The organism is Neisseria uirgultaei (assembly GCF_962719845.1).
Taxonomy (GTDB): Bacteria; Pseudomonadota; Gammaproteobacteria; order Burkholderiales; family Neisseriaceae; genus Neisseria; species Neisseria bergeri.
This window is the reverse complement of the sequence record NZ_CAUIYF010000013.1, coordinates 37,399-48,079: the sequence shown is the minus strand read 5'-3', so window position 1 is coordinate 48,079 and position 10,681 is coordinate 37,399. Positions and strand designations below refer to the sequence as shown.

The 10,681-nt window shown below is 46.3% G+C and carries 11 protein-coding genes and 1 pseudogene; 6 read left to right on the top strand and 6 right to left on the bottom strand.

The genetic code is table 11. From position 1 onward, the window contains the following. Nucleotides 1–108: pseudogene (locus tag Q9J32_RS08285) on the top strand (helix-hairpin-helix domain-containing protein); the annotation flags it as partial. A gap of 87 nt (nt 109–195) precedes the next feature. Then, nucleotides 196–645 carry a type IV pilin protein gene (locus Q9J32_RS08280; protein ID WP_096123570.1) on the top strand — a complete coding sequence of 150 codons (450 nt, stop codon included), beginning with the start codon at nt 196–198 and terminating at the stop codon, nt 643–645. A gap of 160 nt (nt 646–805) precedes the next feature. On the opposite strand, the gene Q9J32_RS10120 is transcribed toward Q9J32_RS08280, so the two are convergent. Continuing rightward, on the bottom strand, nt 806–1,000 hold the full coding sequence (locus tag Q9J32_RS10120; protein WP_369415176.1) for a 5'-nucleotidase: 195 nt from the start codon (nt 998–1,000) through the stop codon (nt 806–808). A gap of 243 nt (nt 1,001–1,243) precedes the next feature. After that, complete coding sequence (locus Q9J32_RS08275; protein ID WP_301883808.1) at nt 1,244–1,396, bottom strand: hypothetical protein; 153 nt, start codon at nt 1,394–1,396, stop codon at nt 1,244–1,246. A gap of 121 nt (nt 1,397–1,517) precedes the next feature. Between Q9J32_RS08275 and Q9J32_RS08270 the strand changes: the two genes are divergently transcribed. Beyond that, nucleotides 1,518–2,525: an IS5 family transposase gene (locus Q9J32_RS08270; RefSeq protein ID WP_301883805.1), complete on the top strand. Its 1,008-nt coding sequence runs from the start codon at nt 1,518–1,520 to the stop codon at nt 2,523–2,525. Between the two features lie 381 nt (nt 2,526–2,906). Here Q9J32_RS08270 and Q9J32_RS08265 read toward each other — a convergent pair whose 3' ends face one another. From Q9J32_RS08265 to Q9J32_RS08250, 4 genes are all read right to left on the bottom strand, one after another. Continuing rightward, nucleotides 2,907–4,457, bottom strand: a complete 1,551-nt coding sequence (locus Q9J32_RS08265) for an HsdM family class I SAM-dependent methyltransferase (protein WP_301883801.1) — start codon at nt 4,455–4,457, stop codon at nt 2,907–2,909. Continuing rightward, entirely contained in the window at nt 4,441–5,523 is a 1,083-nt protein-coding gene (locus tag Q9J32_RS08260; RefSeq protein ID WP_301883799.1) for an AccI family restriction endonuclease, read from the bottom strand. The genes Q9J32_RS08265 and Q9J32_RS08260 overlap by 17 nt, the downstream gene beginning before the upstream one ends. 37 nt (nt 5,524–5,560) lie before the next feature. Further along, the gene (locus Q9J32_RS08255) at nt 5,561–8,272 is read right to left on the bottom strand and encodes a DUF3418 domain-containing protein (RefSeq protein WP_301883796.1); all 2,712 of its coding nucleotides are present in this window, start codon (nt 8,270–8,272) and stop codon (nt 5,561–5,563) included. A 111-nt stretch (nt 8,273–8,383) separates the two neighbouring features. Then, on the bottom strand, nt 8,384–8,737 hold the full coding sequence (locus Q9J32_RS08250) for a winged helix-turn-helix transcriptional regulator (protein WP_301883793.1): 354 nt from the start codon (nt 8,735–8,737) through the stop codon (nt 8,384–8,386). 107 nt (nt 8,738–8,844) lie between these two features. Between Q9J32_RS08250 and Q9J32_RS08245 the strand changes: the two genes are divergently transcribed. From Q9J32_RS08245 to Q9J32_RS08235, 3 genes are all read left to right on the top strand, one after another. Continuing rightward, a complete protein-coding gene (locus Q9J32_RS08245) occupies nt 8,845–9,072 on the top strand; it encodes a DUF896 domain-containing protein (RefSeq protein WP_301883792.1) in 228 nt (75 codons plus the stop codon). 69 nt (nt 9,073–9,141) lie between these two features. Continuing rightward, nucleotides 9,142–9,678 (top strand): DUF924 family protein, encoded by a 537-nt coding sequence (locus Q9J32_RS08240; protein ID WP_301883791.1) that lies wholly within the window; start codon nt 9,142–9,144, stop codon nt 9,676–9,678. Nucleotides 9,679–9,758: 80 nt separating this feature from the next. Next, nucleotides 9,759–10,619, top strand: a complete 861-nt coding sequence (locus tag Q9J32_RS08235; RefSeq protein WP_301883788.1) for a pirin family protein — start codon at nt 9,759–9,761, stop codon at nt 10,617–10,619. Nucleotides 10,620–10,681 lie beyond the last annotated feature (62 nt).

The following is a 10,681-nucleotide window of genomic DNA, read 5'->3' as shown; positions in this document are numbered from 1 at the left end:
AAGGGCATCGGCCCGGCGGTGCTGGCGAAGCTGAAGGACCAGGCTTCGGTCGGCGCGCCCGCACCCAAAGCCCCCGCCAAACCGGCAACGCCTGCGGCTAAAAAATAGAGTGGGAAATATGCATACTGCTGAATGGGATAGTAAGTCTGTTCAAAGAAGTATGTTGAATAATCTGTTCTTATTGGAAGTAAAGTAATGACTGATAATCGGGGATTTACGCTGGTTGAATTAATATCAGTGGTCTTGATATTGTCTGTACTTGCTTTAATCGTTTATCCGAGCTATCGCAATTATGTTGAGAAAGCAAAGATAAATGCAGTGCGGGCAGCCTTGTTAGAAAATGCACATTTTATGGAAAAGTTTTATCTGCAGAATGGGAGGTTTAAACAAACATCTACCAAATGGCCAAGTTTGCCGATTAAAGAGGCAGAAGGCTTTTGTATCCGTTTGAATGGAATCGCGCGCGGGGCTTTAGACAGTAAATTTATGTTGAAGGCGGTAGCCATAGATAAAGATAAAAATCCTTTTATTATTAAGATGAATGAAAATCTAGTAACCTTTATTTGCAAGAAGTCTGCCAGTTCGTGTAATGACGGGTTGGATTATTTTAAAGGAAATGATAAGGACTGCAAGTTACTTAAGTAGGCTTGTTTACAAATCAATCGATAGTGTTTCAGTATTTGTACGGGTTTCCGCCTTGAGGGAATAAGAATCGTGTAATATTAAGCCTATAGTTATGACCCGTAATCCGTATCTGGATTGTTTCCGGATAAAAGAATAAACCCAATCGGTGGGTCGTTTGGGTTTATTTCATTGATTGACAGAGTTTTTGATAAATGGAAAGACAACGCTTTTTTAGGGGATGGTTTTGTTTTTCCCTCTGATATTGCCTATAGGTTTCTGCCCCTTCCGTTCTAAATATATTATCCGATTCGGATAAGTCGAATAGGGCGCTTGATGCTAAGCCGATTACAAGTCGTTTCGATAAATCATAGGACATAATAAGGATATCTTTAGCCGTGGATTTATGGGGCATGGTAGCAGAAATTGTATAGGGGTGTACATTATTAAACAGATTTTATAATGCCGTCTGAAGATGTTTTCAGACGGCATTTTGTTTCCAACTCGTTATAGGCTTGTATTTTTCCTATGCAATATAGTAAGTTAAGGTATATTTGCACTCTTAGACATAAGGATAATCGCAGCCCCCGTCCTTAATGTACAAATCACTATCCAGCTTCAGCTATACCGAATAGTTTTCCGAACCGCACACCTCCGCCCGATAACGCCCGGCAGAAGTTTTTTGGACATCGCGAACCTTGCCCTGCTGGAAATACAACAGGCCGCGTTCGGCGATGTGGGGCGGGAACAGGTGGAGCGGGTGGATACGGGGCATGGTTGGCTTCCAAGAAGTTGTTGAAATATGGGGAGTTTACTGGTTCGGGAGACGTTTGGAGACCTTTGCAAAATTCCCCAAAATCCCCTAAATTCCCACCAAGACATTTAGGGGATTTTCCATGAGCACCTTCTTTCAGCAAACCGCACAAGCCATGATTGCCAAACACATCGACCGCTTCCCACTATTGAAGTTGGATCAAGTGATTGATTGGCAACCGATCGAACAATACCTGAACCGTCAAAAAACCCGTTACCTTCGAGACCACCGCGGCCGTCCCGCCTATCCCCTGTTGTCCATGTTCAAAGCCGTCCTGCTCGGACAATGGCACAGTCTCTCCGATCCCGAACTCGAACACAGCCTCATTACCCGCATCGACTTCAACCTGTTTTGCCGTTTCGACGAACTGAGCATCCTCGATTACAGCACCTTATGCCGCTACCGCAACTGGCTGGCGCAAGACGATACCCTGTCCGAATTGCTCAAACTGATTAACTGCCAACTGACTGAAAAAAACCTAAAAATAGAGAAAGCATCCGCCGCCGTCATTGACGCCACCATTATTCAAACTGCCGGCAGCAAACAGCGTCAGGCTATAGAAGTCGATAACAAAGGACAAGTCAGCGGCCAAACCACACCGAGTAAAGACAGCGATGCCCGTTGGATAAAGAAAAACGGCCTCTACAAACTCGGTTACAAACAACATACCCGTACCGATGCGGAAGGCTATATCGAGAAACTGCACATCACTCCCGCCAATGCCCATGAGTGCAAACACCTGTCGCCTTTGTTGGAAGGGTTACCTAAAGGTATGACCGTCTATGCCGACAAAGGCTATGACAGTGAGGAAAACCGGCAACATCTGGAAGAACATCAGTTGTTGGACGGCATTATGCGCAAAGCCCACCGCAACCGTCCGCTGACGGAGGCGCAAACCAAACGCAACCGCTATTTATCGAAAACCCGTTATGTGATCGAACAAAGCTTCGGTACGTTGCACCGTAAATTCCGCTATGCGCGGGCAGCCTATTTCGGGCTGATTAAAGTGAGTGCGCAAAGCCACCTGAAGGCGATGTGTTTGAACCTGTTGAAAGCCGCTAACAGGCTAAGTGTGCCTGTTTGCGCCTAAAAGGCGGCCCGGTGCCTGATTATCGGGTATCCGGGGAGGATTAAGGGGGTATTGGGGTAGAATCAGTGGATATTTGAAACAAAAACAGCCAAAAACCTGTGTTGGAGTTTCGGCTGTTGGGGGAAAAGGAATTTTGCAAAGGTCTCGTTTGGGGAGAGGGCAGCGGAAATTCTTGTTTGGCAAAGTGGTAAAAGGTCGTCTGAAAATGGGTTTCAGACGACCTTTGGTTTGAGTGGAAAGGGTGTAGTTTAGAAAGAGTGTATTTATCCGCACACGCTCTACACACAAGAATTTTTAGTTTATGTGATTTGTATGGAGTGTGTGTCGAAAGGTACACGTGGCTAGATTAGGCTACGATAATGTACTTCTATGAAACTATAGTTAGATATTACAAAATAATTTGTAAATCAAATTATTCGTTTTCATAGAAATTTTTCCATTAGTCTGAACATAATCCATTTCATCCAATACAATGTCCATTGGAAGTAAATCAAATTTATCAGGAGATGGGAGAAGTATCGAATTCAAATCAGATGGTTCAAATTTATCTAAATTTTTACCATATTTCCTTTTATTTTTTGAGAGTAGTTTAAACCCTAATTCAGATTTTAGAAAGATAAATATCTTATCTATATATGATCTGCCTAATTCTGTTGGTTCAAAGCCATGAAAACAAGTTAAATTCAAAGCAGATGTTTTATTTCTTACTATCTTATAGCCATCTCTTGAGAAAACTCCAAATAAAATAGGAGCTATCTTTCTTTGTTCAAGAGAAAACCACTTTTTTCTATTTTTTGTCAAGTATCGGTTATGATAATTTTTACTTTCTCCATAGGATATATAATTCAATGCACTTTTTGATAAATTACCGTCACTATTAGGATTGAAAATAAAAATAGAAGAATCATTATTAATTAGCTCTTCCAAACTTGATGAAGTAAAAATAGGGGTCTTTATCTGTGTACTCTTCGATATGCATATTGATATTTCATTTTCTTTTAAATTATAGTCATTTATTTGTGATTTATTCAATGAAAAAAACTCATTAGCTCCTGTTGCAATACCACGTTTAAATTTTCCGTATTCTGATAATCTAACAAAGTCTTTGAATTCTAATTCATAATCACGAAAATCATTTATTTCGTCGTTTTTCGCATAAAACAATGGTAGCCATTTATCTTTTGGATTTAGGTCGTCAAGATATATTTCTTTTAAAGAGTCAATGTTAAAATGAGTAGCATCAGTGATTACAGAAAATTTAGTAATTTTCGATTTGGGAATAGTTTTTTCAAATAATACTATACATGCAGTAGTTGTAACGGATTTAAAAGTATTATCCTCATCTTGAATATAAATTATTTCATAAATATGTCCTTGTTCAAGCATTATTTCTTTCACAGTTTCTCCATATCTAGTGCTTAAAAATTCTACAGGCATAATATAGGCAAGTCTGCCGCCTTGTTTTAATTCGGATATGGATTTTAATAAAAATGCGGAAGAAATATTGGTGTGACCAGAAATATGTTTTCCAAATATATTTTTTAATTTATTAAATACATTAGAACGATTTTTAAATTTTTGAAATCTAGAGTAGGGGGGATTGCATATAATTGCATCATACTTATTAGACCATTCTAGGAAATAATCAGTATTTCTTAAATCTAAATTTTTATCCATAATTGTATTTGATTTATAGAAATTAAATGAAATATTATCTAATTCATCAGCAATAAATAACCCTTTATAATTATTCTTTCTCGCAGATTTATAAAATGCCCCCATCCCAAAAGCAGGGTCATAAATACTATCAGGAGAAATCTCCATTAGCCAAGACATCATTAAATCTGCAGCTTTATGAGGCGTATAAAACTGGCAGAATGATTTTCTATGAGATAAAGGAATGCTCTGAATATAATTATCTTGAATATTCATTAAATACTTCCTCTAAAATATGATTACTTAATTTAGAATTACTATCATCAAATTTTATATAGAAGAGAAGCCTTCCTCTATCAAGTTCTTTCATGTTGGAATAGTGTCTAGGCATAGAAATCTCATCTATAATTAGTTTAGATTCTTGAGTGTTCACATCAATTTTTATTGTGGTTTTTCCTTGATTTTTTGTATCTTTTTCGATTGAGAATTTTCTTCCTTCATTATTGTGATCAGAACTCAGGTTCAAAATATCATCAAAAGAAATAATATAAGCCTTATCAAAAAATACTTGTAAATAATAATGGGGGACATCAAAATGTTGAATCCATCTATTTACTAGTGCAATATCCTCAAGTTTTGGAGTAATGCTCAAATAGTCTCTTTTTTGAATAATTTTTATATTGTCTTTAATTTCTTTTAGGATTTCTGATAGCTTAACTAAATCTGGAGTGGAAGACAGTTTTCTAAATTTAAATGTTGCTCCATTTTTAAATTCATCAATGGTTGAATTTTTCAATATATCATAGATAACTTTATTTTTAGATAATAACAGTGAATTAAGGGTTTCGCTGTTAAAAATTTTTTCTCGTAAGGTTTCTATTTTATTGCTAGCGATGTGATTCCTATCAATCATGAAATTATTATATTTATCAATAAGAAAACTACTTGATCTAACTTCTATGGCACAAATAGCTTTCTTAATACTGTCATCGTCTTTTTCAATTCCTGGGAAATAATCAGCTTTCTTAAATACTAACAAGTCAGGTAATTTCCCAATATTATTAAGTTCGTTTTGGTAATCTGAATAGAACTCTTTAAAACCATCATCTCCTGCAGACAACTCTTCAGAACGACCATATTTGACAGCAATATAGTTTTCATTTTGGTTTATTGCATTCGATACTACTCGTTCTGCCCAATCGCCTTGTTCCCTGTTTGTGATAAATTCAGAAGACACAGAAGTAGGAATTTTCCCAGAAACTTGAATTTCTGTGTCGATTGGTAACATTTTACTCAGGATATCAATTTTAGTTTGAATTTTTTCTTTATAAGATTTACACATCTTAAATTCCTTATTTGTTTAGAAAGTATGACTTTTATTATGGCACAATTTTAGTCAAGTTGATATTTTCCCACGCCTTCAACAACCTCTTCACCGACACCGGATACGGTGTCTTCAATTCCTGTGCAAACAGCGATACTCTCAATTCTTCAATCATCCATTTAAACGCGGCGAGGTCGTCTGAAACGGGTTGTCCTTGTTTTACCAAACTGTCGGTTTTTTCCTGCCACATTTGTTCCAGTTCTTGAATATCGGCTTCGCGGGCTGCGTCACGGGCGGGGTTGCTGCTGTATTTTTCGAGGCGCAGGGTCATGGCTTTGAGGTAGATGGGCAGACGCGGCCATTGTGCCCACGGGGTGCGGGTGGCGAAGCCGGGGGCAAGCAGGGTTTGCAGGCGTAGTCTTAGGAGGTGGGTGAGCGGGTGTTTGCCGAGTTTGCCGTTGAGTTCGGCGTAGGCGGCTGCGGTTTCCTGCAGGTAGCGGCTGAGGGCTTCTTTGACGGCGGGCAGGCGGCTGCGGGCGCGTTTGATTTGTTCTTTGAAGGCTTTTTCGTTGCGCGGCAGCTCGTCTTCGCCGATAAAGGCGCGGTCGCAGACGGCTTGGGTGAAGTCGTCGCGCAGGGTGTCGGCGTTGATGTGTTTGAGCAGCATGGCGGCTTGGGTGAAGCCTTGGATGCCTTTGTTCAAATCTTTTACCTGCTCTTTTAATTGCAGCTTCATCAATTCGATTACGCCTTGACGGTGTGCCTGTTCGGCAGCTTCTATGGTGTCGAACAGGCGCAGGGCGATGCGGCCGTCTTTTTCTTTTTGCAGGCCGAGGTAGCCGGTGAGCTGTTGTTTGCCGCGGGCGAATTTGATGGATTCGGGCAGGGTGCCGATGTCCCATGTGGTAACGTTGTCGCGCTCGAATTCTTGGGTGTTGTCGCGGAAGGTGACGGCGGCGGCTTGGCCGAGTTGTTGTTGCAATTCGTACAGTTTGCGACCGTCGGCAAGCTCTTGTCCGCCGTCGTCGATAATGCGCAGATTCAGATAGCAGTGTTCGGGCAACTCTTGCGCCGCCCATGCGTCTTGGTCGATTTGCTCGAGAATCCGCATATCGCCGGTGCTTCTGGCGATAAAGTGCGCCAACTGGGGAATGATGGCCGCTTGGCGGTCGGGATTGCTTTCGAGGAATTTGGTGATGAAATCAGGGACGGGCACGCAAATGCGGCGGATTTGCTTCGGCAGGGCTTTAATCAGCAGCTGGATTTTTTCGCGCAACATACCGGGCACCAGCCATTCGAGCGACGGCGCGTGTAGGCGGTTGAGGACGGTCAGAGGCACGGTCATGGTCACGCCGTCGAGCGGGTGGTGCGGCTCGAAGCGGTAGCTGAGTTTGAATTTGCCGTCTGCGGTTTGCCAGAATTTTGGGAATTGCTCTTCGGTAATGTGCGCGGCGGCGTGTTGCATCAAATCGTCGCGGCTGAGGAACAGCAGGCGCGGATTGTTGCGCTCGGCGGTTTTGAGCCAGGCTTCAAAGGTGCGGATATCGGCAAGGGGGAGGGGTTTGCGTTTTTCAGACGGCATTTGTGTTTTGATGCCGTCTGAAACCGCGTCCGCCGTATAAAAATCGGGCAGCCGTTCGTTATAAAACGCAAACAAGGCTTCGTCATCGACCAATACGTCTTGCTTGCGCGATTTGTGTTCGAGTTCGGTAATTTCCTTAATCAGCTTTTTGTTGTGGACAAAAAATTCCGCTTTCAAATCGCATTCCTGCGCCACCAACGCGCTGCGGATAAAGATTTCGCGGGCTTCTTCGGGGGCGATTCTGCCATAGGACACGGGGCGGCGCGGCAAGACGGTCAGGCCGTAGAGCGTAACCCGTTCGCTGGCGATGACTTCGCCGCGTTTTTGTTCCCAGTGCGGCTCGAAATAGTGGTAGCGGACGAGGTGCGGGGCTTCCTGCTCGATCCATTCGGGCTGGATGGCGGCTACGTCGCGAGCATAAAGCTTTGTTGTTTCAACGAGTTCTGCCGCCATCACCCATTTGGGTTTGGCTTTGAACAGGGCGGAGGCGGGGAAAAGGTGGAAACGGCTGCCGCGCGCGCCGGTGTAGTCGTTGCCGTCGGGCGATTTCATGCCGACGTTGGCGATAAGGCCGGTCAGCAGGGCACGGTGGATTTGTTCGTAGCCGGCTTCTTTTGCGGCGCGGATTTGGGCGCGGTGTTGTTTCTTATCCAGTTGTTTTTGTTTGAGTTTGGCCGCTAAATCTTGGTCGCCTTGGCTTTCAGACGGCCTTAATTGTTCTTGGGAAGGAGGTTGTCTAAACGCGGCTTCTTTGGTGGTCAAACCCATTTCAATCGCGGTTTGGGCAAGCTGGTGGTGCAATTCGCGCCATTCGCGCATCCGCAGGTGCGACAGGAAATATTGGCGGCACCATTGCACCAGCTGCTTGTTGGATAAACCTTTGTCGCGCTCGCGCTGGAAGCTGTCCCAAATGTTCAGGTAGGCAAGGAAATCGGACTGCTTGTCGGTAAAACGCTCGTGCGCCTTGGCGGCGGCATCGCGTACCTCCAGCGGCCGTTCGCGTGGGTCTTGAATCGACAACGCGGACGCAATCACCAATATTTCCGCCATGCAGTCGTGCTTCTTCGCCGCCAACAAAATGCGCGCGATTTTCGGGTCGATGGGCAGGCGCGCCATTTGTTCGCCGAGTTTGGTCAGGCGGTATCGGGGAGGGGCGACTTGCTGGGAGAAGCTGTTTTGCATCATATTGTTTTAACTGGTAATTACGAAAAAGCAGGCCGTCTGAAAAAAGTGCAGGCTGCTTTTAGTGCTATTGGGGAATGCTGGATATGCGTTTGGTTTTGCTGGGATGCCGTTTCAGACGGCCTTTTTGTGTTCTGCACACTCCGCCGCGTGTGCCTCTCCCCAGTCGTGCATGGAGCGGACGACAGGTTTGAGCGTGCGGCCAAAAGCGGTCAACGAATATTCCACCTTGGGCGGCACCTGCGGATACACCTCACGGTGGACGATGCCGTCCGCTTCCAGTTCGCGCAGTTGCAGGGTCAGCATCCGCTGGGTAACGGTGGGCATACAGCGTTGCAGTTCGTTGAAGCGGCGCGTGCCGTCCATCAGGTGGTACAAAATCAGTACCTTCCATTTGCCGCCGATGAGGTCGAGCACGGTGTGAACAGGGCAGCGTTCGGGATAATCTTCAATATTTTCAATGGCCATTGTGCTTTTCTTCACAGTATAAAAAATGTGCGTACTTGTTTAAAATAATTCTACCTATACAATACGCTCCAACGCAACAAAATATATCGAGAAGAAAGGATAAAATCATGCGTATTTTAGAACTTGACCGCATCAACGAACTGGCACGCACCGCCAAAACCCGCGCATTGACCGCAGAGGAACTTGCCGAGCGCGACATCCTACGCCAGAGCTACATCCAAGCCGTAACCGGCCAATTGAAAGCGCATCTGGCTAGCGTTACCGTCATCGACCCCGACGGCCGCGACGTTACCCCTTCCAAACTGCGCGACGCACAGGCAGCGGGCATGCCGTAAGATTTTTCAGGCTGTCTGAAAACCCGAAAAGCAGCCTGCATCCCATTATCCGTAAAGAAAGGACATTCCATGACCCCGCAAACCGTACTCGATTTTTGGTTCGCCGAAGAAAACCGCCCCTTCTGGTTTGCCAAAAGCGCTGAATTCGACCAAGCCATCCATAGCCGCTTTGCCGACCTTTGGCAACAGGCAGCCCGCGCCGAACTGTACGAATGGCGCGCCACGTTTGACGGCCGCCTGGCGGAAATCATCGTGCTGGACCAATTCTCGCGTAACCTGTTCCGCAACAACCCGCAAGCCTTCGCCTGCGACGCTATGGCGCAAGTGCTGGCACAGGAAGCCGCCACGCAACCGGGATTTTCCGGCCTGCCCGACACATGGCGGCACATGATGCTGATGCCGCTGATGCACAGCGAAAGCCGCAAAATCCACGTTCTCGCGCTGGCACTCTTCACCGAACACGCTGCTCACGCTTTGGTGCATGAAGAACAGCACAAAGCCATCATCGACCGCTTCGGCCGCTACCCGCACCGCAACGCCGTACTCGGCCGCGACAGTACGGCGGAAGAGTTGGAATTTCTGCAACAGGAAGGCTCGTCGTTCTGAAAACGTCCGTTTCAGGCTGCCTGAAACACCCGAAAAGCAGCCTGCACCCCTACCACTACGCACCAAGAAAGGAAAACACCATGCGTAACATCAAACAAATCTATAATGCCCCGCAAACCCACTGGGTCGGTAACGGCTTCAAAGTCGCTCCGCTGTTTTCCCACATGGGCGAAGACAAACAAACCAGCCCCTTCCTGATGCTGGACTACGCCGCCCCGATGGAATTCGCCCCCAACCAAGCCTCCCCGCGCGGTGTCGGCGCACACCCCCACAGGGGCTTTGAAACCGTAACCATTGCCTATGCGGGCGGAGTCGCCCACCGCGACAGCAGCGGCGGGGGCGGCGTTATCAAACAGGGAGATGTGCAGTGGATGACCGCAGGTGGCGGCATTGTCCACAACGAATTCCACAGCCCCGAATTTTCCGCTCGCGGCGGCACGTTTGAAATGGCGCAGCTTTGGGTCAACCTGCCGCGCGAACACAAACGCACCCCCGCCCGCTACCAGCACATCAGCGCGGACACCATCCCCGTGGTTGCAGACGGCAGCGTGCGCATCATTGCGGGCGAATACCAAGGCAGGCGCGGCGCGGCAGATACGTTTACCGAAATGAACGTGTGGGACGTAACCGTAAACCCCGGCGCGGAACAGGTTTTCAGTCTGCCCGAAAACCACAATCTCGCCTTGGTCATCCGCCACGGCGAAGTGGAACTCAACGGCAGCCAACGCGCCGCCGAAACCCAGCTGGCCGTATTCGAGCGCGAGGCGGGCGAAATCCGCATCCGCAACACCGGTGGTAAACCCGCCGAAATCCTGTTGCTCTCGGGCGTACCGATTGACGAACCGATTGCCGCCTACGGCCCGTTTGTGATGAACACACAGGAAGAGTTGGTTGAAAGCGTGCGCGAATTCAACGAAGGGAAATACGGTTGGTTGGATTAATCGTGTGCCCTAAAAAGCAGCCTGCACTTGGTTTTCAAAAGGTGCAGGCTGCTTTTTATTTT

What these genes read in the sequence shown, in the direction of transcription:
- Q9J32_RS08280 (WP_096123570.1), top strand. Translation starts at nt 196, where the DNA reads ATGACTGATAATCGGGGATTTACGCTGGTTGAATTAATATCAGTGGTC.
- Q9J32_RS10120 (WP_369415176.1), bottom strand. Translation starts at nt 1,000, where the DNA reads ATGTCCTATGATTTATCGAAACGACTTGTAATCGGCTTAGCATCAAGC.
- Q9J32_RS08275 (WP_301883808.1), bottom strand. Translation starts at nt 1,396, where the DNA reads ATGCCCCGTATCCACCCGCTCCACCTGTTCCCGCCCCACATCGCCGAA.
- Q9J32_RS08270 (WP_301883805.1), top strand. Translation starts at nt 1,518, where the DNA reads ATGAGCACCTTCTTTCAGCAAACCGCACAAGCCATGATTGCCAAACAC.
- Q9J32_RS08265 (WP_301883801.1), bottom strand. Translation starts at nt 4,457, where the DNA reads ATGAATATTCAAGATAATTATATTCAGAGCATTCCTTTATCTCATAGA.
- Q9J32_RS08260 (WP_301883799.1), bottom strand. Translation starts at nt 5,523, where the DNA reads ATGTGTAAATCTTATAAAGAAAAAATTCAAACTAAAATTGATATCCTG.
- Q9J32_RS08255 (WP_301883796.1), bottom strand. Translation starts at nt 8,272, where the DNA reads ATGATGCAAAACAGCTTCTCCCAGCAAGTCGCCCCTCCCCGATACCGC.
- Q9J32_RS08250 (WP_301883793.1), bottom strand. Translation starts at nt 8,737, where the DNA reads ATGGCCATTGAAAATATTGAAGATTATCCCGAACGCTGCCCTGTTCAC.
- Q9J32_RS08245 (WP_301883792.1), top strand. Translation starts at nt 8,845, where the DNA reads ATGCGTATTTTAGAACTTGACCGCATCAACGAACTGGCACGCACCGCC.
- Q9J32_RS08240 (WP_301883791.1), top strand. Translation starts at nt 9,142, where the DNA reads ATGACCCCGCAAACCGTACTCGATTTTTGGTTCGCCGAAGAAAACCGC.
- Q9J32_RS08235 (WP_301883788.1), top strand. Translation starts at nt 9,759, where the DNA reads ATGCGTAACATCAAACAAATCTATAATGCCCCGCAAACCCACTGGGTC.